22 protein-coding genes and 1 tRNA gene are annotated in these 23,671 nt (G+C 65.8%); 14 read left to right on the forward strand and 9 right to left on the reverse strand.

From position 1 onward, the window contains the following. The first annotated feature begins 67 nt into the window (after nt 1-67). From pgi to ACRYLT_RS12625, 7 genes are all read left to right on the forward strand, one after another. Nucleotides 68-1,573 (forward strand): glucose-6-phosphate isomerase, encoded by a 1,506-nt coding sequence (gene pgi / locus ACRYLT_RS12595; RefSeq protein ID WP_482664436.1) that lies wholly within the window; start codon nt 68-70, stop codon nt 1,571-1,573. Then, a complete protein-coding gene (locus ACRYLT_RS12600; RefSeq protein WP_482664437.1) occupies nt 1,570-2,409 on the forward strand; it encodes an aspartyl protease family protein in 840 nt (279 codons plus the stop codon). Before pgi ends, ACRYLT_RS12600 begins: the two co-directional genes overlap by 4 nt. Continuing rightward, nucleotides 2,406-3,755 (forward strand): glutathione-disulfide reductase, encoded by a 1,350-nt coding sequence (gene gorA / locus ACRYLT_RS12605; protein ID WP_482664438.1) that lies wholly within the window; start codon nt 2,406-2,408, stop codon nt 3,753-3,755. Before ACRYLT_RS12600 ends, gorA begins: the two co-directional genes overlap by 4 nt. A gap of 331 nt (nt 3,756-4,086) precedes the next feature. Then, the gene (locus ACRYLT_RS12610) at nt 4,087-4,401 is read left to right on the forward strand and encodes a hypothetical protein (RefSeq protein WP_482664439.1); all 315 of its coding nucleotides are present in this window, start codon (nt 4,087-4,089) and stop codon (nt 4,399-4,401) included. A gap of 143 nt (nt 4,402-4,544) precedes the next feature. Beyond that, on the forward strand, nt 4,545-5,072 hold the full coding sequence (locus ACRYLT_RS12615) for a hypothetical protein (protein ID WP_482664440.1): 528 nt from the start codon (nt 4,545-4,547) through the stop codon (nt 5,070-5,072). Nucleotides 5,073-5,153: 81 nt separating this feature from the next. Continuing rightward, complete coding sequence (locus tag ACRYLT_RS12620; RefSeq protein WP_482664441.1) at nt 5,154-6,740, forward strand: phytoene desaturase family protein; 1,587 nt, start codon at nt 5,154-5,156, stop codon at nt 6,738-6,740. Between the two features lie 119 nt (nt 6,741-6,859). Next, the gene (locus tag ACRYLT_RS12625) at nt 6,860-7,234 is read left to right on the forward strand and encodes a hypothetical protein (RefSeq protein ID WP_482664442.1); all 375 of its coding nucleotides are present in this window, start codon (nt 6,860-6,862) and stop codon (nt 7,232-7,234) included. Between the two features lie 36 nt (nt 7,235-7,270). Here the strand turns inward: ACRYLT_RS12625 and ACRYLT_RS12630 are convergent, their stop codons facing one another. Continuing rightward, complete coding sequence (locus ACRYLT_RS12630) at nt 7,271-7,504, reverse strand: DUF6356 family protein (protein WP_482664443.1); 234 nt, start codon at nt 7,502-7,504, stop codon at nt 7,271-7,273. A 112-nt stretch (nt 7,505-7,616) separates the two neighbouring features. Between ACRYLT_RS12630 and ACRYLT_RS12635 the strand changes: the two genes are divergently transcribed. Beyond that, nucleotides 7,617-8,777 (forward strand): acetyl-CoA C-acetyltransferase, encoded by a 1,161-nt coding sequence (locus ACRYLT_RS12635; RefSeq protein ID WP_482664444.1) that lies wholly within the window; start codon nt 7,617-7,619, stop codon nt 8,775-8,777. A gap of 377 nt (nt 8,778-9,154) precedes the next feature. Here ACRYLT_RS12635 and ACRYLT_RS12640 read toward each other — a convergent pair whose 3' ends face one another. After that, nucleotides 9,155-9,583, reverse strand: coding sequence for a PilZ domain-containing protein (locus ACRYLT_RS12640; protein WP_482664445.1), 429 nt, complete (start codon nt 9,581-9,583; stop codon nt 9,155-9,157). A gap of 163 nt (nt 9,584-9,746) precedes the next feature. Here ACRYLT_RS12640 and ACRYLT_RS12645 point away from each other — a divergent pair, with 163 nt between their 5' ends. Further along, on the forward strand, nt 9,747-10,529 hold the full coding sequence (locus tag ACRYLT_RS12645; protein ID WP_482664446.1) for an SDR family NAD(P)-dependent oxidoreductase: 783 nt from the start codon (nt 9,747-9,749) through the stop codon (nt 10,527-10,529). A 126-nt stretch (nt 10,530-10,655) separates the two neighbouring features. Here the strand turns inward: ACRYLT_RS12645 and ACRYLT_RS12650 are convergent. Continuing rightward, a tRNA-Ile gene (locus tag ACRYLT_RS12650) sits at nt 10,656-10,728 on the reverse strand. A 171-nt stretch (nt 10,729-10,899) separates the two neighbouring features. Here ACRYLT_RS12650 and ACRYLT_RS12655 point away from each other — a divergent pair. The 3 genes from ACRYLT_RS12655 (at nt 10,900) to ACRYLT_RS12665 (ending at nt 14,635) form a co-directional block, all read left to right on the forward strand. Further along, entirely contained in the window at nt 10,900-12,417 is a 1,518-nt protein-coding gene (locus ACRYLT_RS12655) for a FecR family protein (RefSeq protein ID WP_482664447.1), read from the forward strand. Between the two features lie 76 nt (nt 12,418-12,493). Beyond that, nucleotides 12,494-13,492: a CaiB/BaiF CoA transferase family protein gene (locus ACRYLT_RS12660; protein ID WP_482664448.1), complete on the forward strand. Its 999-nt coding sequence runs from the start codon at nt 12,494-12,496 to the stop codon at nt 13,490-13,492. After that, the gene (locus ACRYLT_RS12665) at nt 13,493-14,635 is read left to right on the forward strand and encodes an acyl-CoA dehydrogenase family protein (RefSeq protein WP_482664449.1); all 1,143 of its coding nucleotides are present in this window, start codon (nt 13,493-13,495) and stop codon (nt 14,633-14,635) included. It begins immediately after the preceding gene. Here the strand turns inward: ACRYLT_RS12665 and ACRYLT_RS12670 are convergent. The 3 genes from ACRYLT_RS12670 to ACRYLT_RS12680 form a co-directional block, all read right to left on the reverse strand. Beyond that, complete coding sequence (locus ACRYLT_RS12670; RefSeq protein WP_482664450.1) at nt 14,632-15,591, reverse strand: glucokinase; 960 nt, start codon at nt 15,589-15,591, stop codon at nt 14,632-14,634. The two genes, ACRYLT_RS12665 and ACRYLT_RS12670, sit on opposite strands and share 4 nt — an antisense overlap. After that, entirely contained in the window at nt 15,588-17,516 is a 1,929-nt protein-coding gene (acs, locus tag ACRYLT_RS12675) for an acetate--CoA ligase (RefSeq protein WP_482664451.1), read from the reverse strand. Before acs ends, ACRYLT_RS12670 begins: the two co-directional genes overlap by 4 nt. 75 nt (nt 17,517-17,591) lie before the next feature. Then, nucleotides 17,592-18,806 carry a hypothetical protein gene (locus tag ACRYLT_RS12680; RefSeq protein WP_482664452.1) on the reverse strand — a complete coding sequence of 405 codons (1,215 nt, stop codon included), beginning with the start codon at nt 18,804-18,806 and terminating at the stop codon, nt 17,592-17,594. 231 nt (nt 18,807-19,037) lie between these two features. On the opposite strand from ACRYLT_RS12680, the gene ACRYLT_RS12685 reads away from it, so the two are divergent. Then, nucleotides 19,038-20,261 carry a cell wall hydrolase gene (locus ACRYLT_RS12685; protein WP_482664453.1) on the forward strand — a complete coding sequence of 408 codons (1,224 nt, stop codon included), beginning with the start codon at nt 19,038-19,040 and terminating at the stop codon, nt 20,259-20,261. Here the strand turns inward: ACRYLT_RS12685 and ACRYLT_RS12690 are convergent. Genes ACRYLT_RS12690 through ACRYLT_RS12700 form a run of 3 tightly spaced genes read right to left on the reverse strand, consistent with a single transcriptional unit; the run spans nt 20,258 to nt 22,299 of the window. Further along, nucleotides 20,258-21,034 (reverse strand): transporter, encoded by a 777-nt coding sequence (locus ACRYLT_RS12690; RefSeq protein ID WP_482664454.1) that lies wholly within the window; start codon nt 21,032-21,034, stop codon nt 20,258-20,260. The two genes, ACRYLT_RS12685 and ACRYLT_RS12690, sit on opposite strands and share 4 nt — an antisense overlap. Nucleotides 21,035-21,079: 45 nt before the next feature. Continuing rightward, nucleotides 21,080-21,787, reverse strand: coding sequence for an anti-sigma factor family protein (locus tag ACRYLT_RS12695; RefSeq protein WP_482664455.1), 708 nt, complete (start codon nt 21,785-21,787; stop codon nt 21,080-21,082). Next, complete coding sequence (locus ACRYLT_RS12700) at nt 21,787-22,299, reverse strand: RNA polymerase sigma factor (RefSeq protein WP_482664456.1); 513 nt, start codon at nt 22,297-22,299, stop codon at nt 21,787-21,789. The genes ACRYLT_RS12695 and ACRYLT_RS12700 overlap by 1 nt, the downstream gene beginning before the upstream one ends. Before the next feature lie 65 nt (nt 22,300-22,364). Between ACRYLT_RS12700 and ACRYLT_RS12705 the strand changes: the two genes are divergently transcribed. Beyond that, nucleotides 22,365-23,648, forward strand: coding sequence for a S8 family serine peptidase (locus ACRYLT_RS12705; protein ID WP_482664457.1), 1,284 nt, complete (start codon nt 22,365-22,367; stop codon nt 23,646-23,648). The last annotated feature ends 23 nt before the right edge of the window (nt 23,649-23,671 follow it).

Below are 23,671 nucleotides of genomic sequence, written 5' to 3' on the forward strand. Positions count from 1 at the left end.
ATGACGTCAAGCTGGCAATCCCGGCGCTTCGACCTAGATAGCGCCCATCAGCAGGAGGAGAGCGCAGATGGACCAGGCCTGGAAGGCATTGGAAGAATCGGAAACCGTCCCCCTGAAGGCGCTGTTCCAGGCCGAACCCGATCGGCTGTCCCGATTGGTCGTCGAGGAATCGGGGATCCGCTTCGACTTCGCCAAGACCCATCTGAGCCGGCCGCTGCTCGACGGCTTCCTCCAACTGGCGCAGGCCGCGGACCTTGCCGGTCGTCGCGACGCGCTGTTCGCCGGGGAGACCGTCAACCCGACCGAAGGCCGAGCGGCCGAACATTGCGCCGAGCGCGGGGAGGGGGCGCCCGAAAGCGTCGCCCGCGCCCGCCAGTTCCAGGCGCGGATGCGAACCCTGGTCGATGCGATTGAGGCGGAAGCGTTCGGGCCGGTGCGCCACATCCTTCATGTCGGGATCGGCGGTTCGGCGCTTGGCCCGGACTTCGTCATCGACGCGCTGGGCCGCGGTTCCGATCGCTACGAAACGGCGATCGTTTCCAATGTCGACGGCGCCGCGCTCGAAGAAGCGATCGACCGCTTCGATCCGGCGACGACCCTGCTGGTCATCGCCTCCAAGACCTTCACCACCAGCGAAACGATGCTGAACGCCCGATCCGCGCTCGCCTGGATGCAGGGAAACGGGGTCGGCGATCCTTATGGGCGGGTCGTCGCCCTGACCGCCAGCCCCGAAAAGGCGGTCGAGTTCGGGATCGACGAAACCCGGATCCTGCCATTCTCCGAAAGCGTCGGCGGGCGCTTCTCGCTCTGGTCAGCGATCGGCTTCCCGATCGCCCTGGCGCTGGGATGGGATTCGTTCGAAAGCCTGCTCGAAGGCGCGGCGGCGATGGATCGCCACTTCCGGCTCGCTCCGCCGGAGCGCAACGCGCCCGTGCTCGCCGCCTTCGTCGACCGCTATTATGCCAATGTCCGAGGCGCAGGCAGCCGCGCCGTCTTCGCCTATGACGAAAGGCTGAGGCTGCTGCCGCCCTATCTCCAGCAGCTGGAGATGGAGTCCAACGGCAAGAGCGTCCGCCTGGACGGATCAGCGGTCGGCCGGGCCACGGCGGCGATCACCTGGGGCGGAGTCGGCACCGACGCCCAGCATGCCGTGTTCCAGCTGCTCCACCAGGGGACCCAGTTCGTTCCGGTGGAATTCGTCGCCGCCATCGAGGGCGGGGATTCCCTCGACCCCGACCATCACCGGCAGCTCCTGATCAACTGTTTCGCGCAGGGCGCGGCGCTGATGGCCGGGCGCGGCTCCGACGATCCGCACCGCCACTATCCCGGCGACCGGCCGTCGACGACGATCCTTCTCGACCGGATCGATGCGCACCGGCTCGGCGCTCTGATCGCCTTTTACGAGCATCGGGTGTTCGCCAATGCGGTGCTGCTCGGGATCAACCCGTTCGACCAGTTCGGAGTCGAGCTCGGCAAGGCGATGGCGAGGTCGATCGACCGGGAAGGCGCGCCCGATTTCGACCCGTCGACCCGCGCCCTGATCGATCGCGCCTTCGGGGAGGCAGGGGAATGAAGCTGCGGCCCTTCGCAATCTTCGCCGCCGCCCTGCTTGGCGCGTCGCCGGCCCTCGCGGAGCCGCTTGAACTGGTCAACAACCGCCTGTTCCTGAACGCCGCGGTGAATGGCCGGCCGACCACCGCTCTGCTCGATTCGGCGGCGGAAATGACGGTGCTCGACGACGATTTCGCCCGGAGCCTCGGTCTCGAACCCGCGGGATCGGCGACGGCGCGCGGCTCCGGAGCGGAGACGATGGAGGCGCGCTTTGCCGAGGATGTGGCGCTTTCCGCCGCTGGCGTGGAGCTTCGCACGAGGGTCGCCATTCTCGATCTCGGCGAAGTGTCGCAGCGGCTGATCGGTCGCCCCGTCGACATGTTGCTCGGCCGCGAGCTGTTCGACCGGGCGCGGCTCCGCCTCGATCTTTCCCGCGGGCTGATCGAAGCGGTCGATCAGGTGCCGTCGCAGGGCGTTCGACTGCCTTTGTCCAGCCACCGGGGCACGCCGGCGGTGCCGGCCGCGATCGAAGGCCAGGCGCCGGTGCAGGCGGTGTTCGACCTGGGCAATGGCAGCGAGGTGCTGGTGGGCCGCGCCTATGCCGAACGGATCGGCCTTTCCGCCCCGGACCGGATCGTCGAGCGCCGAAGCGGCGGCGGACTGGGCGGAGCGGTCGAGCGCGACATCGTCCGGCTTCGAAGCCTCGTCCTTGCCGGCCGGGAGTTCCGCGACGTTGCCGCGGCGATTGATCCCGGCGAAACGGCGTCCGACCTGAATATCGGGACGTCGATCCTTCGTCACTTCATCATCACGACCGATTTCCCCGGTGGGGCGATCTGGCTGGAGCCTGCCCAATGACCCAGACCTACGATTATGACCTGTTCGTCATCGGTGCCGGATCCGGGGGCGTTCGCGCCGCCCGGGTGTCGGCCGCACACGGCGCCCGAGTGGCGGTGGCCGAAGAATTCCGGGTCGGCGGAACCTGCGTGATCCGCGGCTGCGTGCCCAAGAAGCTGCTCGTCTACGGCGCCCATTTCGCCGAGGATCTTCAGGACGCACGCCGGTTCGGCTGGGAGGTCCCGAACGGCCGGTTCGACTGGCCGACCCTGCGCGACAACGTCCTGGCCGAGGTGGAGCGGCTGGAAGGCATCTACAACGACATTCTCGAACGGCACGAGGTTGAGGTCTTCCCCCAGAAGGCGAAGGTGACGGGCCCGAATGAAGTCACTCTTGGCGACGGCACCGTCGTCACCGCCGGGACGATCCTGGTCGCGACCGGTGCCTGGCCGCTGATTCCCGACGTCCCGGGCGCGGAACATGGAATTACCTCCAACGAGGTCTTCCACCTCGACTCGATGCCCAGCCGCGCCGTCATCGCCGGCGGCGGCTATATCGCCAACGAATTCGCCGGGATCTTCAACGAGTTCAGCTGCCACGTGACGATCGTCAATCGCGGCGACCGGATCCTTCGCCATTATGACGAGCAGATCCGCGACCGGCTGCTCACCATCTCGCTGATGAAAGGCATCGACTTCAAGTTCAACGCGCCGTTCGAGAAGATCGAGAAGCTGGACGGCGGGGCGCTCCGGATCCATGTCAAGGATCATGATCCGATCGAGGCGGACCTGCTGCTGTGGGCGGTCGGCCGCAAGCCGCGAACCGACGGTCTCGGGCTGGAGGAAGTCGGCGTGAAGCTCGGCCGCAACGGTGCCATCCTGGTCGACGAGGACAATCAGAGCTCGGTTCCGAGCATCTATGCCATCGGCGACGTGACCGATCGGGTGCAGCTCACGCCGGTCGCGATCCGCGAGGGTCAGGCCTTTGCCGACACGGTGTTCGGCGGCAAGCCGACTCGGGTGGATTATGAGAATATTCCTTCGGCCGTGTTCAGCCATCCGCCGATCGCCGGCGTCGGAATGACGGAAAGCCAGGCGCGCGACCGGGTCGGCGCCTACAAGACCTATGTCTCCGATTTCCGGCCGATGAAGAATGTGCTCGCCGGGCGCAACGAGCGCGCGCTTTACAAGATGATCGTCGAGCAGGGGACGGAGCGGGTGCTCGGCATCCACATGATCGGCCCGGACGCCCCCGAAATCCTCCAGGCGGCGGCAATCGCGGTCAAGGCGGGGCTCACCAAGGCGCAGTTCGACGAGACGATCGCGCTTCACCCCACCATGTCGGAAGAACTGGTCCTGATGCGGTAGCATCATTGTACTGGATTTCAGACAATTAGCTGAACCGATCGTTACTTCCTCCATCGACTGGCGAACAACTTGCCGATCGGCCGTAGACATTGCGGACGTTCAGGTACATGATGGACGTGAATTGCAGTGCCCGCAGATTTGCGAGGAGCCACATCATGCCGGGTTCCCTTCTTGTGATTGCGGATCGAGTTCAGCCGGGCGGCCCACTTGCCGCTGCTCGTGATGGCCAAGGCCCGGCCAGGGGGCTGCCCCTGGCTGAATGCTCCGGTTTCGAACGGCGCGACACTGATCTGCCGCTCAGGTTCCGAAGCTGAAGGTTGGAGGTGCAACCGTGCTATTGATCATTGCCATTTTCGCCATGGGTGCGATGCAGTCGACTGGCGATCCTTTCGTCGTCGAGCAGACCGCACCAGTCGAAGCCGCCCAGCAAGGCGCTGCTTCGGAAGCTCAGGGAGGTGCGGCTGCGCCGAGCGACCAGCGCCTGATCTGCCGAACGCGTCCGGTCCTTGGGTCCCGCATCGCAAGGCAGCGAACCTGCAAGACCGCCGAGGAGTGGAGGGTCTACGAGAACGATCTGGAGCAGTCGCGGCGGGACATCAACGATCGCGGTGCTCGGGGCTGTGTCGTCGGCCAATCCTGCGAGTGAGCGAAGAACCTGTTGCCGTTCGTTCTCCTGTCTCGGGACTCGGCTCCACTCATCGACGATACGTTCCTGGCCGAGGCGCCCGCGGATGCGATTTGAGGTAGGCGTAGCAATGCTGACGAACCGTCCTTGAAGGGAGATTTGCAATGATGCCCTCGCTGTTGCTGATCGCGCTGGCGCTACAGGCGAGCGCGCCTGGCGCTGGTGATACCGTCGAGACCCGAGTGTGCACCGCCGAGCCGAACTATGTGACCAAGGAAAGGCTGCCGCTGCGGGCGCGAGCCTTTCGATTGAGCGGCACGGTTGCGGCAGACAATCTCAACCCCGACAACTTCACCCCCTTCGCCTCCATTGCCCTGCTCGAGGAAGGCGAGCCCCAGGAGCTTTCAGCGGTGCTTTCGATCCAGGCCGCCACTCCGCGCCGGTTCGATTTCACTCTGCGACGATTGATCAACAACGAGCTGAGGGAGCGCAGCATCGTCGGCCGAGTGCCGAGCGGAGCACCGGTGCCGTTCGTGTTGGAAGTCACGGCTGACGGCCATGCGGAATTCCGGATGGGGCAATCCCGCACACGCGTGCCGTTGAACGACCTGCAGCCGAACGCGATCGTCTTCGGATGCTCCTCCGGCACGTTCAGATTCGACAATCTGCAAGTTTCGCGCACGTCAGGCTGACCCGACAATAAGGGTGGCGCCGCTTCGCGCTCGATGACTATCTAGCGCTCGCGTTCGGATTAAGCCGAGCGAAGGACGGGCGTGACCAACCACAGCAGCGACGTACTGATCATAGGGGCAGGCCATAACGGCCTCGTCTGCGCCTACTACCTTGCTTCGCGCGGCCTCAAGGTCAGCGTCCTCGAGGCGCGCGGGATCGTCGGCGGGGCGGCGGTCACCGAGGAATTTCACCCCGGTTTCCGCAATTCGACGGCGAGCTACACGGTCAGCCTGCTCAACCCCAAGGTGATCCGCGACATGCGGCTTCACCATCATGGGCTTCGGGTCGTGCTTCGCAAGGTCGACAATTTCCTGCCCACCGAGACTGGCGACTATCTGCTCGCCGGCCGCGGCGGCCTGACGCGCCGCGAAATCGCTCGCCACAGTCCCGCCGATGCGGAGAATTATGACGCCTATTCGGCCGCGCTCGGCTCGGTCGTTTCCCTGCTTCGCCAATGGCTGCTTCGGGCGCCGCCCAATGCGGGCGGCGGACTGGCCGACCTGCTGGCGCTGCTCAAGCTGGGCGCGGGCGCCAACCGGCTGACGCTGGAGGAGCAACGGCATCTGGTCGACTTCTTCACCAAGTCTGCGGCGGACATTCTCCAGCGCTACTTCAGCCATGAGCTGGTCCAGGCGCTGTTCGGCTTCGACAGCGTTGTCGGCCATTATGCCAGCCCGAACGCGCCGGGATCGGCCTATGTCCTGCTTCACCACGTCTTCGGCGGAGCGGCGGGGGTCGAAGGCGCCTGGGGCCACGCGATCGGCGGCATGGGCGCGATCACCCAGGCGATGGCCAAGGCCTGCCGCGAGGCCGGAGTCGAGATCCTGGTCGATTCTCCCGTCGACGAGATAATAGTGGAAAAGGGCAGGGCCGTCGGCGCCCTCGTCTCGGGTCGAGCCTATCGGAGCAAGGCCGTCGCCGCCGGAGTCAATCCGAGGCTGCTGTTCGACCGGCTGCTGCCTGGAGGCGCGGTGAGCGCCGAGATTGCGCAGCGAATGTCGCATTGGGCAAGCGAATCCGCCACCTTCCGAATGAACGTCGCGCTTTCGCAGCTGCCGCGATTCACCAGCCTTCCGGAGCCCGGCGACCATCTCACCGCCGGGATCATCATCGCGCCGTCGCTGGATTATATGGACCGCGCCTATCTGAGCGCCCGCACGCTAGGCTATTCGAGCGAGCCGATCGTCGAAATGCTGATCCCTTCCACGCTCGACGACAGTCTGGCCCCGGCGGGAGCACATGTCGCCAGCCTCTTCTGCCAGCATTTCCCCTACGACGTGCCGGGTGGCTGGGACTTTCGCCGGGACGAGGCGGCCGACTCGATCATCGCCCATGTCGATCGGCATGCGCCGGGTTTCGCGGCCTCCATCATCGGCCGTTCGGCCTTGTCGCCGCTCGACCTGGAACGGCGCTTCGGCCTCGTCGGAGGGGACATATTCCATGGCAAGATGGGGCTGGACCAGCTCTTCTCGAACCGGCCGATGCTTGGCCACGCCGATTACCGGATGCCTGTCCAGGCGCTCTATCTGTGCGGTTCCGGCGCCCATCCTGGCGGCGGCGTGACGGGCGCTCCCGGTCACAATGCCGCCCAGGCGATCCTCGCCGACCGCCGCCGGCTGAAGCTCTAGCAACGCCGGCTGATCGACCGCGCCCAGACGTCGAATTCGTTCCGCCCGAGAAACGGCTGGAACAATTCTGTGGCTCGGGGCGCTGTTCGGTCCAACAGGGACTACAGGGGTGTAGGACAATGATTCTGCGTCGCAGGTACGCGGCGCTGGCAGGTTCGTTCGTCCTGTTGACGACGACCCAGGCCGCAGCGCAACCAAGCCAGGCTTTTCTGGTCGGGCCACTCGATACTCCGTCTTCCGCCGAGCGGGCCCGGCCCAATCTCCCGGATTTCCGAACCTTCGAAGGCGACCTTCGCAACGCCGGAGAACCTCGGCAAAGCGGGCTGATCGCCGCTTACCCGGTGAACCGGAACCTCCAGATCGGCGTGGGCCGTTTCGCCATACCCGAAATCGCCCGGCCACGTTCGCACATGGAGGGTGATCGCCACCCCACGGCGGTCCGGTCCCGCGACAGGGGAATTGCGGCGATCGGGATGAGCCTGCGATTCCGCTAGGCAATGCAGGGAGACGGGGAGGCCCAGCCTCAAGCTCTAGATGATCGGGTGGCGTTCCCAGTTCGGCTTGTCGACCCGGCCATGGATCCGCCGGTAAAGCCTTTCGATCGTGCTGCTTCCCGTGCGAACGCAGAGAAAGGGAAAGATCGCATGGACGAAGCAGGCGAGGGCGCCGACCAGAAGCTGTGCGCCGACCCCTGTCGCGATGCCCATATGCTCCAGATAGGTTTCGCCGACCTCCTGCGGATGTTCGGTGAAAGGATTCGCCATATGTCGTCCTGCCTCGCTTCGAGAGGCTAATAGACCGGAACCGCCGGGGCTTCCAGTGCCGAGCGGCGGCCGCTACATGCAGCTTACGTAAACGTGAAGCTGGAGCGAGAACATGGCCGAGGCCTATATTGTCGATGCCGTCCGGACCGCCGGCGGTCGCAAGGGCGGAGCGCTCAAGGACTGGCATCCGGCGGACATGGCCGCTCAGGTCCTGAACGCGCTGGTCGACCGAACCGGAATCGACCCGGCCGCGATCGAGGATGTGATCATGGGCTGCGTCGGCCAGGTCGGCGAGCAGAGCTTCCACGTCGGACGCAATGCCGTCCTGGCTTCCAGGCTTCCGCAAAGCGTTCCAGCCGTGACGATCGACCGCCAATGCGGTTCTTCCCAGCAGTCGATCCATTTCGCTGCCCAGGCGGTAATGAGCGGAACCCAGGACGTGGTGATCGCCGCGGGCGTGGAATCGATGAGCCGGGTGCCGATGGGTTCGCCGGTGACCCTGGCGATTCAGGCCGGGCTCGGCGGTCCGTTTCCCAGGAGCATCCAGGAGCGGTTCGGAGTGGCGATGTTCAGCCAGTTCGTCGGCGCCGAGATGATCGCCGATCGATATGGCTTCGAGCGCGAGGAGCTGGACCGCTTCGCGCTCGAAAGCCATCGCAAGGCCGCGCGTGCCACCCAGGCGGGCGATTTCGATTCGGAGATCGTTCCCCTTGCCGTGGACGGAAGCGAACACCGGACCGACGAAGGAATCCGCTACGACGCCACTCTGGACGGTATCGCCTCGGTCAAGCTTCTCAAGGAAGGCGGCAAGCTCAGCGCCGCCAATGCCAGCCAGATCTGCGACGGCGCCAGCGCCGTGCTGGTCGTCAGCGAGTCGGCGCTCAAGACCCATGGCTTGGTGCCACTGGCGCGAATCCACAATCTCACCGTTACTGCGGGCGATCCGGTGATCATGCTCGAGGAGCCGATCCCGGCCACCCGGCGAGCGCTGGAGCGCGCCGGAATGACGATCGACGAGATCGATCTTTACGAGGTGAACGAGGCGTTCGCACCGGTGCCGCTCGCCTGGCTTCGCGAGATCGGCGCCGATCCCGACAAGCTCAACGTCAATGGCGGGGCCATCGCCCTCGGTCATCCGCTTGGCGCGTCGGGCGCGAAGCTTATGGCGACGCTCACTCACGCCCTCAAGCGCCGGGGCAAGCGCTGGGGCTTGCAGACGATGTGCGAAGGCGGCGGAATCGCCAACGTCACCATCGTCGAGAGCCTCGCCTGATCGGCGCTCAACGATGGGCGGCTAGCGTACGGCGCCCCAACTGAAAACGCTGCGGCCGGCCCCGAGTTCGATCTTCAGGCGGCAATCCGTTCTTCCGCAGCGGGCTCGCTACCGCCGCCGTCAATCACGGTCCAGCCGCGGCGCACCGCGGCGGCGTGCGCATCGCCTTTCGGGTCCGGGGCGGTCCAGCCGCAGCGCAGGCAATTTTCATCATTACGGACCGAGGAATGAATTCCCCACGGCCGTTCCGGAGAGCATAAGAATCGTTTCATCGAGCCACCCGCTATTCCTGCGATGCATAGATATGCATCGGCGTGCATGCATGCAAGATTAGCGGCCCAAGGGATCGAAGATCTTCGTCTGGCGGCGCTTCCGACCTAAAGGTCGATCCAGCCCGAACCGTCCGAGTAGCGGCCATGTCCGCCGCTCTTCCGGCCGAATCCCGGTCTTCCGGAGACGCTTGCGGCCGGTTCGAACTCTGGCTGCCGCGGCTGCTGGAGCGCTTCGAGCGCTTCGTCGTCCAGCGGCGTCTCGAATTCGACCCCGGCCTGTCCGCCCGAAATCCAGACGATCGTCCCGAACGCCTCGAACCGGCCGCGCTTGATGAGAACGTCGGTTGTGATCCCCGGAAGCTCGGAGCCTTCGATCCGGGCGCCGCCCGGCGACAGGTCGCGGATCCGGATGGGCCGGTCGCTGGTGATCGTGATCAGCCGTGCCGACAGAAGCATCAGCTGTCGTGGCCATTGCCGTCGGCTGTCGACGCCATTGTCAAACACCAGGCTCAGCATTCGGTGGCTTGCACTCATCGATTTCCCCGTACTTACCCCGCCGAAGCGTTTATCGCTCGTAAACCCTAAAGCGCCGTTAAACATGGCCGCCGCTGCCGATGGCGCTGCAATCCGGGCCCAGTGACAGGCGTTGCGGGTGCGGGGCCGAGACCCTAGGAACGGCCGCAAAGGGAGGAACTTTATGAAGCTCGACAGCCAAATCGCCGCGGTGGTCACCGGCGGCGCTTCCGGTCTCGGTGAAGCGACGGCGCGCGCGCTGGCGGCCCGGGGTGTGAGGGTGGCGGTGTTCGATCGCGACGCCGGCAAGGGCGAGAAAGTCGCCAGCGAGATCGGCGGAGTCTTTGCGCAGGTTGACGTCACCTCCGACGAGGCGGTCGAGGCCGGCTTCGCCCGGGCGCGCGAGGCGCACGGCCAGGAGCGGATCTGCGTCAACTGCGCCGGTGTCGCCAATGCGGTGAAGACGGTCGGTCGCGACAAGCAGACGGGCGAGATCAGGCCCTATCCGATCCATCAGTTCGAGCTGGTCATTCAGATCAATCTGATCGGCACGTTCCGCGTGCTCGCCAAGTCCGCGGCCGGAATGGCGGCGCTCGATCCGCTCGATGATGGCGAGAAAGGCGTCATCATCAACACGGCCAGCGTCGCGGCTCAGGACGGGCAGATCGGCCAGGCTGCTTATTCGGCATCGAAGGCGGGCGTGCTTGGAATGGCGCTGCCGATCGCCCGCGACCTGATGGGGGAGGGGATACGTGTGAACACGATCCTGCCGGGCGTGTTCGAAACGCCGATGGTCGCGATGATGCCGCAGAACGTCAAGGACGCGCTCGCCGCCCAAGTACCCTTCCCGAAGCGGCTGGGCCAGCCGGAGGAATATGCCCGGCTGGCGCTGTTCATGGTCGAGACTCCCTATCTCAACGGCGAACATGTGCGGCTGGACGGAGCGATCAGGATGGCGCCGCGCTGAGGCTGGCGGCGCTTCGGAAAGCCGGACGAAGGACGGTAGCGCCGGGCGGCAAGGGATCGCAGCCGAGACCCCTCATTCGCGTGTGCTCGCTTGATGGAGCGGTCGATCCGGCGACGTAGGACGGATTGGTGGGCTCGGCAGGGATCGAACCTGCATCTTCACCGTAATCTGCGGCGCGCTCTGCTTAAGCTACAAGCCCACCGCGCTCTTTAAACCTGATCGTGGCTACCGTCCTGATTTGATTTGCTGTTTCAGTCCCGAATCGAGACGGAGGTGCTAAGTCGGCGTTAACCTCCGCTTTTCACCCGCTTGCAATGCCCCCGGATGCAGGACGCGAGTTCGAACGGCGATTCCCGCCGGAGTGGCAATCATGCGTAGAACACATTTCCTCCTGGCATCGCTGCTGATGGCGATGAGCGGCCGTGCCGTCGCACAGGCGCCGGATTGGCGGGTCAGCGAGGTGAGCGGCGATGTCAGGATCACCGAGAATGGCCGCAGCCGAGCCGCCACTCGGGGCATGCTGCTCGCCCAGGGCTCAACCATTGCCGCGGCGGCGCAAAGCCGCGCCGTGATGGTGCGAGGGGAGGAATTCGTCATCCTTTCCCCCGGAAGCCGACTCCGCATTCCGGAAGCTCAGGCGTCGAGGGGTATCGTCCAGATGCTGACGGAGTGGGGCACGGCGCTGTTCAGGATTGAGCGCCGCTCGACACCGCATTTCGGCGTCCAGACCCCCTATCTCGCGGCCGTCGTGAAGGGCACGACCTTCACGGTCACGGTGACCGAGGCCGGCGCGTCGGTACAGGTCACTGAAGGGGCGGTCGAGGTTGCGACTCTCGACGGAGGCGCCGTCGAGTTGCTCCAGCCGGGCATGATTGCGGCCGTCGACGCCGGTGATCCTTATCAGCTCAATATCGAGGGAGAGGAACGCCGGTCGATCCGTTCCGAACGTGCGCCGACACCCGGCGTGATTTCGGTTTCGCTGCCCCCGAGTTCTGCCCCTGCAGCGGTGGTGGCGACGGCGCTGCGGGAGGAAAGGGTTTCGCTTGGCGAAGCCACCGGCGGCCTGCTGGAAGAGACGGTGGAACTCGCTTATGCTTTTGGCGAACTCAACGACTTCGACCCGAGCGCACTGGGAGAGCAAGAAGGATCCAATGGCCGTCTGGCCGGGGGTGATGAGGTTGAACTCGCCTTCGCCCTGGCCGGCGTCAATCCGGGAGGCCTGCGCGGGATTGATCTGGGGGAGGATGACTCACCCGGTGGTCGCGACGGCGGCGGATCAGGAGGTCGGGTTGATCCGCCTTCCGAGGAACCCAGGAGCGATCCTCCAATCAGCGGACCCCCAGCCGAGGAGCCTCCGGTTGGCGAGCCTCCGAGCGAAGAGCCTCCCGAAGAGGTGCCAGTAGTCAGCGAACCCCCGGGCGAGGAACCGCCTGCCGAGGAACCGCCCGTCGAGGAGCCCCCAGTCGAGGAGCCCCCGGCCGAGGAACCGCCGGCCGAGGAACCGCCGGCCGAGGAGCCGCCGGTGGAGGAGCCGCCGGCCGAGGAGCCTCCAGTCGAGGAGCCGTCCGTCGAGGAGCCGCCGGCCGAAGAGCCTCCAGTCGAGGAGCCGCCGGTGGAGGAGCCGCCGGCCGAGGAGCCTCCAGTCGAGGAGCCGCCGGTGGAGGAGCCAGTGGCCGAGGACCCTCCAGTCGAGGAGCCGCCGGCCGAAGAGCCTCCAGTCGAGGAGCCCCCAGTCGAGGAGCCGCCGGTGGAGGAGCCCGTGGCCGAAGAGCCGCCGCCGACGGAAGCGGATGAAGACGGCTCCGGCGGGTTGTGCCTCCTGGTTATCTGCATCGGGGGGGATGACCAAGGCGAGGACGAGGACGGAGACGGCGAAGGCGACGTTTGAGCCGTCCTTCATTCCACTTCCGGAAAGCTGCTGACACCCGGCAGCGGCGGCCCTAGTCTGCCCGTCGGAGGTGCTCTTGCCGCAACCTTTGCAGGGGATCCGGATCATCGAATTTGCGGGTCTGGCACCCGCCCCTTTTGCCGCCATGATGCTGGCAGATCACGGCGCGGAGGTGATCCGGATCGAGCGCAAGCATGGATCGGCGCCGATTTCGCCCGAAAGGGACATCCTGCGCCGCAATCGAGCCGAAATACTCCCACTCGACCTCAGAGATGAGGCCGACCTCGAGCGCGCAATCGATATCGCTCGCTCAGCCGACGGACTCATCGAGGGCTTCCGACCCGGAGTGATGGAGCGGATTGGCCTCGGGCCCGATGCGTTGCGCGATGCCAATCCCCGATTGGTCTATGGTCGGATGACCGGATGGGGCCAGAACGGGCCTCTGGCCCACGCTGCCGGCCACGACATCAACTATATCGCCCTTGCCGGAAATCTGCACGGTTATGGCCGGGCGGAGAGCAAGCCCACACCGCCGCTGAACGCCGTCGGCGACTTTGGTGGCGGCGGAATGCTCCTGGCCTTCGCCATGCTTGCCGGGATCCTGTCCGCCCGGACCACCGGCAAGGGGACGGTGATCGACTGTGCGATGACGGACGGCGCGGCCTTGCTCGGCGCACAGACCTACGCGCTGCTTGCCGCGGGGATGTGGAGGGACGAGCGCGGCCGCAACCTTCTCGACAGCGGCTCGGCCTTCTACGACAGCTACGAATGCGCCGACGGCAAATGGGTGGCGATCGGCGCGCTGGAGCCGCAATTCTTCGCGGTTCTGAAGGGAAAGCTCGGCCTCGCCTCCAGTCAGTTCGATCCGGAACTTCGCGACGAACTCACCCGGCTGTTCCTGAGCCGACCGCGGCAGCATTGGTGCGATCTGCTCGAGGGCAGCGATTCCTGCTTCGCGCCGATCCTGTCGCTCGCCGAGGCGCCGGGGCATCCGCACAATCGCGCCCGCTCCACCTTTTCCGACCGGAACGGCCATATCGAGCCGAACCCGGCCCCCCGCTTCAAGGAACTCTAGATGCTCGATCTTTCGCGCCGCTCCGTCTACTCCATGGAGCATGACCTGTTTCGAGACCAGGTGCGCCGCTTTTTCGAGCGCGAACTGATCCCTCACCTCGAGCGCTGGGAAGCACAAGGCGAAATCGATCGCGATTTCTGGCGAAGGGCAGGCGATGCGGGGCTGCTCTGTCCCAACGTTCCGGAGCGCTATGGCGGCCTCGGCCTGGACTTTGGCTACAATGCGGTGATCGCGGAAGAGCTGGGCTATGCCGGATCGAGCGCCGGCATCGGCCTGCATTCCGACATCGTTGCGCCCTATATCGTCGAATATGGCTCCGAGGCATTGAAGTCGCGGTGGCTGCCGAAGCTGATTTCGGGCGAAACGCCGACGGCCATCGCCATGACCGAACCGGGAGCCGGTTCGGACCTTCAGGGGATCAAGACGACCGCCGTCAAGGACGGCGACGATTTCGTCCTCAACGGATCCAAAACCTACATCACCAACGGCCAGCATGCGGAGCTGGTCATCGTCGTCGCGAAGACCGATCCAGGGGCGGGCGCCAGGGGAACGTCACTGATCCTCGTCGAGGCCGATCGCCCGGGGTTCGCCCGCGGGCGCAACCTCGACAAGATCGGCCTGCACGGCCAGGACACGTCCGAGCTCTTTTTCCAGGACCTTCGGGTGCCGCAGAGCAATCTGCTGGGCGCCGAGGGGATGGGATTCGCCTATCTCATGAACCAGTTGCCTCAGGAGCGGCTCGGGATTGCAATCGGTGCCCAGGCGTCGGCCCAGCGCGCCTTCGACGAAGCGGTGAAATTCACCAAGGAGCGCCAGGCGTTCGGACGCGCCGTGTTCGAGTTCCAGAACACCCGCTTCACCCTGGCCGATCTTGCCGCCAAGCTGCAGGTTGGCTGGGCCCATCTCGACTGGGCGCTGAAGCGGCACATGGAGGGGAAGCTCACGGCCGCCGAGGCAAGCGCTGCCAAGCTCTGGCATACGGAGCTTCAGTGGGAGATTTGCGACGCCGCGCTCCAGCTCCATGGCGGCGCCGGCTACATGGATGAATATCTGATCGCCCGCCTCTGGCGCGACGCCCGCGTCACCCGGATCTTCGGCGGCACCAACGAGATCATGAAGGAAGTGGTCGCGCGGGCGATCTAGTCGGACAGCGCGCGTTCGAAGGCGACGGCGGCGCCGAGCAGCCCCGGCTCCGGATAGGTAGCGAGCATCACCGGCACGCGCTGCATGCGTTCGCGATAGCGGCCCTTGGCGGTGAACCGGGCCGCGAAGATCGGCGAGCGCAGAAGATGAGCGATCCGGTTGGAGAGGCCGCCGGTAATCGCGACGGCCATCGCACCATGGGCAAGGCTGATGTCTCCCGCGGCCGCGCCGAAACAGCGCACGAGGATATCGAGGGCATGGACAGCCACGGCATCGCTGCCGTCGATCGCCGCGTTCCAGAGATCGCCGGCGCGCGCCGGATCGACCTCGGCATGGCCGCCGAGAAAGGCATAGATGTCGATCAGGCCCGGTCCGGAGACGACCCGCTCCACCGATGCTCGGCCGTAGCGGGCGGTGAGCATGTCTGCGAGTTCCTCTTCCCTCGGATCGAGCGGGGCAAAGCCGATATGAGCGGCCTCGGTCTCGATCACCAGTACTCGGCCCTTCTCCCGGACCAGCATCGACACGCCGAGCCCGGTTCCTGGCCCAAGCACGCTGATCACGCCTTCCTCCGGCCATCGGCCGGACCCGAAAATGGGCTGGAGTTCGTCGTCTTCAAGCACCGACACGGCGTGAGCGACGGCTCCGAAATCGTTGAGGAGAGTGATCCTCTCCAGGCCCAGTTCGTCGGCGATTCCGAAGCGCGGGATCCGCCAGTCATTGTTCATGAAGCGCAGCACGTCGCCTTCGATCGGAGCGGCGACGGCAATGGAGGCACGGGTCGGAAGCGGCTCCCCCAGATCGGCGGCGAACCTTCGCCAGACCTCGGCAAGCCCCGGATATTCGCGCGAGCGATAGCGCTTCATCGTCCCGAGACGCGGCCGCCCATTCGGCTGTAATTCGGCAAGGGCCAGCCGGGCATGGGTGCCGCCGATATCGGCGACGACAATCCTCATCGGCGGTTCTTCCGTCCTTCGATGAGGTCGTCGACGAGTCCGGGATCGGCGAGGGTCGAAGTGTCGCCCAGATTGGCGAAATCGTCCTCGGCGATCTTTCTCAGAATCCGCCGCATGATCTTGCCCGACCGGGTCTTGGGTAGGGCTGGGGTGAAGTGGATCAGATCTGGCGTGGCAATCGGGCTGATCTCCCGTCGGACCTGCTGCTTCAGCTCCGATTTGAGCGTGTCGCCTGGCTCTTCACCGGCGATCAGGGTGACATAAGCGTAGATTCCGGTGCCCTTGACGTCGTGCGGGTAGCCGACGACCGCGGCCTCGGCCACGAGCGGATGGGCGACGAGCGCGGATTCCACCTCGGCTGTCCCGAGCCGGTGGCCGGAAACATTGAGGACGTCGTCCACTCGCCCGGTGATCCAATAATATCCGTCCTCGTCGCGCCGGCAGCCGTCCCCGGTGAAGTAGCGAGCGCGATAGGTGCTGAAATAGGTCTGAACGAAGCGCTCATGGTCGCCATAGACGGTGCGCATCTGCCCTGGCCAGGAGCGAGCGATGCAGAGATTGCCCGATGCGGCGCCATCGAGCTCGCTGCCTTCGGCGTCGACCAGCTGCGGAACGATTCCGAAGAAGGGGCGACCGGCCGATCCCGGTTTCATCGCGTGAGCGCCGGGAAGGGTGGTGATCATGATCCCCCCGGTCTCGGTCTGCCACCAGGTGTCGACGATCGCGCAGCGTTCGTCGCCAACCGTTCGCCAGTACCACAGCCAGGCTTCGGGATTGATCGGTTCGCCGACGGTGCCGAGCAGCCGAAGCGAGGAACGGTCATGCTTCTTCACCGGCGCCTCGCCGTCGCGCATCAGTGCCCGGATCGCCGTCGGCGCCGTATAGAAGATGTCGACCCGGTGACGTTCGACCATGTCCCAGAAGCGGCTGGTGTCGGGATAGTTGGGAACGCCTTCGAACATCAACACGGTCGCACCGTTGGCGAGCGGACCGTAAACGACATAGCTGTGGCCGGTCACCCAACCGACATCGGCGGTGCACCAGAAAAGCTCGCCGGGACGGTAATCGAACACATAGTGGAAGGTGGTCGCCGTCCAAACCGCATAGCCGCCGGTCGAGTGGAGCACCCCTTTCGGCTTGCCGGTCGAGCCTGAAGTGTAGAGGATGAAGAGCGGATCCTCGGCGGCCATCGGTTCGCATGGGCAGGTGTCGGGAACGGTCTCGCCCAGAGCGTGATACCAATGGTCACGCCCGTCCTTCATCGCGATGTCGTTGCCGGTGTGGCGAACGACGATCACCGACTCCACTTCGAGGCCTTCGAGAGCGGAATCCACATTGGCTTTCAGCGGCACCAGCTTCCCGCCCCGCATTCCCCCGTCGGCGGTCACGACGAAGCGGCTGCCACAATCCTCGATCCGGCCTCGAAGCGCCTCCGGCGAGAAGCCGCCGAAGACAACGCTGTGGACGGCGCCGATCCGGGCGCAGGCGAGCATGGCTATCGCCGCTTCCGGAATCATCGGCAGGTAGAGCGTCACCCGATCGCCCTTGCCGGCGCCGAGCGCCTTCAGGCCGTTGGCCATCCGGACCACCTGGGCATGGAGTTCGCCATAGGTGAGACGCCGGACCGAACCGGGTTCGTCGCCCTCCCAGACGATCGCCAGCTCGTTCGAGCGCTCGGCGAGATGCCGGTCGACGCAATTGTGGCAGAGGTTGAGGACTCCGTCCTCGAACCACTTCACGTCGACCGGATCGAACGACCAGTTGGCGATCGTCGAGGGTGTCCGAACCCAGTCGATCCGCTTTGCCTGCTCCGCCCAGAAGCCGTCCGGATCCTCGATCGACCGCCGATAGAGCGCCTCATACTCCTCGGAAGTGCAATGGGTGCTCGCGGCAGCGGCGGCGGGGGGCGGAATGCGGTCGGGCATGCGTCCTCGCGTTGAAGCTTACATGCCCGGGCTCTTAGCGGCTCAGCCGGACCGAAGCCAGCCGCTCCCCCGCAATCAGTTGCCGAGAATGCGTTCCCGAAGCCGATCGCGAAGAGAGCGACGTCGCTGTTGCGGCCGTTCCGGTTGATCCGCCTGGCCGGCATTACCGCCCATCATCTCTTCCATGTTCATGCCGAGCATGCCCATGTGAACGGAGCGGGTCCGAAGCTTGGCGGTCCATTCGGGAGCCCAGTTGCGACCGGCATTGGCGGGCCTGGCGGGGTGGCTGAAATTGGCCTCCGGCCCGAAGGCGGTCACCATCAGTGAAGCGCCCTGTACGCTTCCGGCGACTTCGGCCGGGACGGTGCACTGAGTCGCCTGCGCGTTGAGCAGAACGCGCTGCTGGACCAGCCGGGCAATCTCCTCCTGGCTGAGATAGTCCATCATTCCCATCTGGTTGAACTGGACCTCGCTCGAGGTCCACATCACGATCGTCCCGTCCTCGCGGGCGCCGGTGGCCATCAGGAAATAGGCCCGGGCGTTCGGCACCGTCTGCCAGGCGACCGGAACGGCTCGGGCGGCATTGGGCGTGTTCGAGGTCAGGACCAGCGGCGCAAGGAAATCCTGGCCCTGAGCAAGCGCGAAACGAATTTCCGGGCTGTAATTGCCGCGAACGACATGATCGCCGACCAGCGATCCATTTACCGGCACCTGGGTGCGCGAGCGCTGGTTCGGCCATTCGCCGTAGGTCGTGCTGCTGGACGGGCTCGGCGGGTTCATCATCCGGATGTCGAGCCCGCCGAACGTCGCCTGCGCCTGACCGGCAGTGAGCCGGGCGAGATCGATTTCGAACGGCTGTCCCTGGCGGGCGCGCTCGCCGCAGCCCCAGTAGATCAGGATTTTCCCCTGGGCGCGCTGGTTGCCGTCGGTCCAATTTTCATTGCCGGTCCGGTTGTTCGTACCTTCGGGAGACACCAGCGGCAGGGAAGGGCCGACGTTGAGCCCGGCGGGCGGCAGATGCTCCGCGGCGGGAGCGCCTGACGCACGGCGCGGACTTCCGAGCTGGAGCGTGAGGTTCCTGACGAAGGCCGAGTTGCCCGAGCGGCCGGACATCAGCGCGCCGATGTTCGGCCGACCGCCCTGGCCCATTGCCCCGGCGGCGAAGCCGCTCATCGTTTCAGCAGACATCCAGTAGTTGACGGTGCCGCCGGTTCCCGCCCGCGGCTGTGCGATCGCCGCTGCGGCAAGGGCGAGCGAAGCCGCTCCGAAAAGGAGTGACGCAGATTTCATGACGAATCTTCCCCTGACAGAGCCCCCGGCGCGGGCTTCTATCCGGGTTCGAAACGATTTCAATAGAAAGGGAGATGGCGATCGCTTCCCGAAGAGGCGAAGCCATTGGAACTATTCGTTCCAAGGTGCTCGGGTTCAGCTGGGCTGCGGTTCGGCGAACGCCCTTCAGGTTGCAGAAAGCCTGTCTTACCTATATGATGCACCTCTTTCCCGGTACTTATTGGTGACTTGATGACGGCGCTTGTCCTGAAGCAGACTTTCTTGCGCGGTCCGGAAGCGGTGCGCAGGCATTGGCGTGCGTGGACGGTGGTTGCGGCGATGCTGGCCTTGTGGGTCGTTGCCGGGGTCAATCTTGCGATGAACCCTGCCCAGTTCAGTTCGATGACCTTGAATCCGGTGACCGCGCCGACGGTTGCCCGCGAGCTGCGGCAGGCGGCGGCGGCCACGGCCGCGACCCAGCTCAAGCCAATCGATCCCACCGACGCAGTAGCGTACAACGCTTCGATTCCGATCTCCGATTCGGCCAATCCCGCCGCCCGGCCGTACCAGTTCGCCTTCGCCAGCGAAGCCGACCGGCTGCGGTCGATCGACTGTCTCACCGCCGCGATCTATTATGAAGCGGCAACCGAGCCGCTCGACGGGCAGCGCGCCGTTGCCCAGGTCGTCCTCAACCGGGCCCGCCATCCGGCCTATCCTTCGACGGTGTGCGGGGTGGTGTTCGAGGGCGCTCACCGGATGACCGGCTGCCAGTTCAGCTTCACCTGCGATGGCTCGCTTCGCCGCGCTCCGATGGCCTCCTACTGGCAGCGGGCCCGGCAGGTCGCCGAGGCGGCCTTGTCCGGTTACGTCTACGCTCCGGTGGGGTGGGCGACCCATTACCACACCAACTGGGTCGTTCCCTACTGGGCTTCCAGCCTCACCAAGCTGGCCAATGTCGGCACGCACATCTTCTACCGCTGGTCCGGCGGATGGGGGCGTCCGGCAGCGTTCAGCCGGCGGCATCCGGGGGTGGAACCGGCGATCGCCTGGCGCGGCGGCTTCGGCCAGCCGACCATGGCCGAACGCAGGGCTGCGGCCGAGGGTGAAACTCGGGACGCGGCCGCGGAAGCCGCCGCGCTCGACACGGCCAAGGGGCTTCCGCTGGGGAGCGTCGACAGTTTCCAGCGCGCGGTGCTTCGCCGGTACGAGCCGCTCAGCCGGGAAACGGCCAATGAAGTGATCGCCGAGCGTGCCGGTGCCAGCCGGGTCCTGTCGCGCAGCGAGCGGTGGTCGCTGACCGGCGACCGTTCGACCGCACCGCCCCAGCGCCCGCTGGGACGCTGGGGAACGGAGCAGGAGCCGCGGCCGCAAGATTCCGCGCCGGCATCTGCGCCTGCGGCGACGAGGCCCACCGCTTCCGAGGCGGACCAGAATGCCGCGCCGGGAGGAAGCGAGTCGGCCAGCGGCTCCCGCTAGAAGATCCGCCAGCCGAGCTGAAGCCCGGCGCCGACATCGGGCGCGCCTTCCGACAGCCCGGCGGAGCCGTAAAGCCCAAGCGACAATCGTCGCGAGAGACCGAGATTCAAGCCGGTCGAGACCTGCTGTTCGTCAGGAACCAGAGGACTGAGACTCTGGGCATAACCATAAGAAACCATGCCGCGCAGGTTCGACGACAATTGGGCGGTCAGCCCTCCGCGGGCGGCGAAGCTGTTGCGCAGCTCATAGGCCTCGGGATCGCCCGGAAGGGTGTAGCTGATCGAAGCGAAGGGAGTCACCCGGCCGAAAGTCCGGGACGCTTCCGCGCCCAGGCTGAAATCGACTTCACCCGTCCCCAGTCCGCGCTGCGCCGATGCCGTCGGCAGCTTCACCTGTCCGACCAGGCTGAGATCCATGCCCCCGAAGGTCCGGATCGAATGACCGGCGCCCAGCCGGAGATCGCCGATACCCTCCCTCACGGTCCGAGTCGTCGGTTCGGTGGGATCGATGATGATCGGCAGGCCCAGGATCGAACCGCCGCCGCCGACCACGTTTCCTGGCGCTTCCAGTCGATGGTAGGGAAGACTTGCCGTGAAGAAGGTTCGCCCGCTTTCGACTCGAAGGGCGTTTCGCACGGTAAGAGTCTCTACCGGTTCGCCGGTGCCGTAGTCGCCTTCCTGATACTCGACTCCGGTGGAAAGTTCGGCGGCAGGCTCGGCTGCCACCGGGGCGGCGCAGGCGGCCACGACGGCCGCAAGGATCTTGTTACGCATTTTCGCTCCTCGGCTGATGCCGGGGAAACGGATGAAGGCGGCCGATTAATCCGCCGCTGCGGAATTCCAGCCGGAATCCCGGGCGCGCCGTTCGGCGTCGGCGGATAGCGGTTCACCGGCCATCATCTCCTGAGCCAGAGCCATGATCTGGGCGTCGGCGCTGGAAGCCTGACGATACTCGCTCACGGATCGGCTTTCGCCGCCCGTGGCAATCACGAGCTGCCAGTCGTCGGCTTCGCGACAGGCGAGTCCCGATACCGCCGCACTCTGGAACGTCCTGCAAAGACGGCCATCGCTGGCGGCGAAGGTCACTCCGATGCGCGTTTCGCCGGGCGTGGCAGAGCTGGCCAGCTGCGTATCCAGCGCCCGTTCGAGATCGCTGGCCGCGAAAAGGGCGCCTTCTTTCGCTGTCAGTGGTCCCGTTTCGGTCGGCAGCGAACGGCCGAGCACCAGTCCGATCAGGAGGGTGGCCGCGATCGCGGCGGCCTGCCCCCAGGCCCGGCTGAAACGCCGCTCGCGAGGCCGAGAAAGACGGACGACCTTGGTGTCGAGCAGCGTCCGGAAGCGCTCGGGCACCGGCTCTTCAGCGACGGGGCCGTAATGGCCGGCAAGTCGATCGCGAAGTCGACGTTGGACCTCCAGTCGCTGCTGCAAGGCGCTGTCGCCGGCAACCGCCTTTTCGACCCTATGTCGGGCAATCTCGTCCAGTTCCCCGTCGAGATAGGCCATCAGCATTTCGTCGTTCAGGCTCATCACGCCGCCTCCAACATCTGTGCAAGTGCCTGGCGTCCCCGGGTCAGGCGCGAGGTCAAGGTTCCCATCGGGATATCGAGGATGGCGGCGGCCTCCTTGTAGGCGAGCCCCTCGACAAGGACGAGTGCGATCACTTCGCGCTGTTCGGCAGGAAGTGCGTTCATGGCGCGATCGACATCGTTCATCTGGGCCTTGCGCTCGATATCGAGATGTCCCTCGTCCGAGACATTCTCTCCTGCTTCTTCGGGCACAAAGGTCTGGCCTCGGCGCGTTCGGCTGCGCACCTCGTCAATCCAGCAATTGCGCATGATCCTCATCATCCAAGCATCCAGCCTTGTCCCGGGCGCCCATTGCTCACGCGCCTTGAGCGCCCGCTCGATCGCGACCTGGGTAAGATCGTCGGCATCCGCCGAATCCCGAGCAAGGGCGCGCGCAAACCGCCGCAGCCGCGGCAGCAAGATCAGCAATTCACGCTCGAACGCCTGCAACAGACGGCCTCCAATGCCGTTCATGGAGGAAACGGTGGATCCGCAGCGTTTCATCCCCAGGCAAGCAAAAATATGCAAAGGGCCGCGGGATGCACTTGAAATCACGAAGATGGTGGCTGCCGGCGGCCCTGCTGGGCTCGATGGCAGTCGCCGGCCAGGCACAGATCCTGCCGTCGGTGCCGGTGCCGGATGTCGGCGGGGTAATCGGCGGCGTCGGCCAGACAGGTCGGGACGTGGTCGATGGCGCGTTGGGCACTGCGGCCGATCTGAGCGCAGGAGCCCGGCGCCTTGCCGGTTTGCGGCTCGACCGACTGCGCGACCTTGTCAGGCAGAATCCCGAGCAGCTCGAATGGACTCGACAGGGCCCGGCGGTGCGAAGCGAGATCATCGCGATCGATCCGGATCCGGCCACTCTTGCCCAGGCCGAGGCGGCGGGATTCGTCCGGCTTGGAGAGGAAGTCACGGAAGGACTCGACATCCGGATCGTGACGCTCGCGGTCCCGAACCGCTGGTCGGTCGATCGCGGCCTGCAGCGGCTTCGTCGGATCGCGCCGAATGGCGCGTTCGCCGCCAATCATCTTCATCTTCAGAGCGGCGCTTCGGCCTCTGCCGCGGCCGCCGGCGGTGCCGTGCTGGCCCAGGGAAATGGCGGCGGTGCAGCGGCCATCGGGATCATCGATGGCGGCGTGGCGGCTCATCCAAGCCTCGATGGACCGGTGCAGCAGCGCGGCTTTGTTCGCGGTGCGCCACGGCCGAGCGCCCATGGAACGGCCGTAGCCTCGCTGATTGCCGGGCGCGAGCAGGTGCGCGGGGCTGCTCCGGGACAGCCGCTTCTGGTTGCCGACGTTTTCGGTTCCGATCCGGCAGGGGGCAATTCGGCCGCTCTGGTACGGGCGCTTGGCTGGATGGCGCAGCAGCGGGTGCCGGTGGTCGCGATCAGCCTTGTCGGGCCACCCAATCCGCTCGTTGCGCGCGCGGTCGCCCAGGCCCAAGCGCGGGGCATGCATATCGTCGCCGCGGTCGGCAATGACGGGCGCGCTGCGCCTCCGGCCTATCCGGCATCTTACCGGGGAGTGATTGCGGTCACCGGGGTCGACCGGCGCAAACGGGTCCTGATCGAGGCGGGGCGCGCTCTTCATCTCGATTATGCGGCGCCTGGGGCGGACATGGCCGCCGCTGCGATGAACGGTCGGCTGGTCGCGGTGCGCGGTACGTCCTACGCCGTTCCGCTCGTTGCCGGCCGGCTGGCACGTCATGCCCGAACAGCGCGTCCGTTGTCCGCTCTCGACCGGGAAGCCGGTCCGCCGCGCGGCGGAGCTTATGGACGCGGGATCGTTTGCGGCGACTGTCGGACGCCCATTCGGTCGCGATGATTTTCCGGGATTAAATCCGTTCC

The organism is Sphingosinicella sp. SM1-17, from assembly GCF_056821765.1.

What these genes read in the sequence shown, in the direction of transcription:
- pgi (WP_482664436.1), top strand. Translation starts at nt 68, where the DNA reads ATGGACCAGGCCTGGAAGGCATTGGAAGAATCGGAAACCGTCCCCCTG.
- ACRYLT_RS12600 (WP_482664437.1), top strand. Translation starts at nt 1,570, where the DNA reads ATGAAGCTGCGGCCCTTCGCAATCTTCGCCGCCGCCCTGCTTGGCGCG.
- gorA (WP_482664438.1), top strand. Translation starts at nt 2,406, where the DNA reads ATGACCCAGACCTACGATTATGACCTGTTCGTCATCGGTGCCGGATCC.
- ACRYLT_RS12615 (WP_482664440.1), top strand. Translation starts at nt 4,545, where the DNA reads ATGATGCCCTCGCTGTTGCTGATCGCGCTGGCGCTACAGGCGAGCGCG.
- ACRYLT_RS12625 (WP_482664442.1), top strand. Translation starts at nt 6,860, where the DNA reads ATGATTCTGCGTCGCAGGTACGCGGCGCTGGCAGGTTCGTTCGTCCTG.
- ACRYLT_RS12630 (WP_482664443.1), bottom strand. Translation starts at nt 7,504, where the DNA reads ATGGCGAATCCTTTCACCGAACATCCGCAGGAGGTCGGCGAAACCTAT.
- ACRYLT_RS12635 (WP_482664444.1), top strand. Translation starts at nt 7,617, where the DNA reads ATGGCCGAGGCCTATATTGTCGATGCCGTCCGGACCGCCGGCGGTCGC.
- ACRYLT_RS12640 (WP_482664445.1), bottom strand. Translation starts at nt 9,583, where the DNA reads ATGAGTGCAAGCCACCGAATGCTGAGCCTGGTGTTTGACAATGGCGTC.
- ACRYLT_RS12645 (WP_482664446.1), top strand. Translation starts at nt 9,747, where the DNA reads ATGAAGCTCGACAGCCAAATCGCCGCGGTGGTCACCGGCGGCGCTTCC.
- ACRYLT_RS12655 (WP_482664447.1), top strand. Translation starts at nt 10,900, where the DNA reads ATGCGTAGAACACATTTCCTCCTGGCATCGCTGCTGATGGCGATGAGC.
- ACRYLT_RS12665 (WP_482664449.1), top strand. Translation starts at nt 13,493, where the DNA reads ATGCTCGATCTTTCGCGCCGCTCCGTCTACTCCATGGAGCATGACCTG.
- ACRYLT_RS12670 (WP_482664450.1), bottom strand. Translation starts at nt 15,591, where the DNA reads ATGAGGATTGTCGTCGCCGATATCGGCGGCACCCATGCCCGGCTGGCC.
- acs (WP_482664451.1), bottom strand. Translation starts at nt 17,516, where the DNA reads ATGCCCGACCGCATTCCGCCCCCCGCCGCCGCTGCCGCGAGCACCCAT.
- ACRYLT_RS12680 (WP_482664452.1), bottom strand. Translation starts at nt 18,806, where the DNA reads ATGAAATCTGCGTCACTCCTTTTCGGAGCGGCTTCGCTCGCCCTTGCC.
- ACRYLT_RS12685 (WP_482664453.1), top strand. Translation starts at nt 19,038, where the DNA reads ATGACGGCGCTTGTCCTGAAGCAGACTTTCTTGCGCGGTCCGGAAGCG.
- ACRYLT_RS12690 (WP_482664454.1), bottom strand. Translation starts at nt 21,034, where the DNA reads ATGCGTAACAAGATCCTTGCGGCCGTCGTGGCCGCCTGCGCCGCCCCG.
- ACRYLT_RS12695 (WP_482664455.1), bottom strand. Translation starts at nt 21,787, where the DNA reads ATGAGCCTGAACGACGAAATGCTGATGGCCTATCTCGACGGGGAACTG.
- ACRYLT_RS12700 (WP_482664456.1), bottom strand. Translation starts at nt 22,299, where the DNA reads ATGAACGGCATTGGAGGCCGTCTGTTGCAGGCGTTCGAGCGTGAATTG.
- ACRYLT_RS12705 (WP_482664457.1), top strand. Translation starts at nt 22,365, where the DNA reads ATGCACTTGAAATCACGAAGATGGTGGCTGCCGGCGGCCCTGCTGGGC.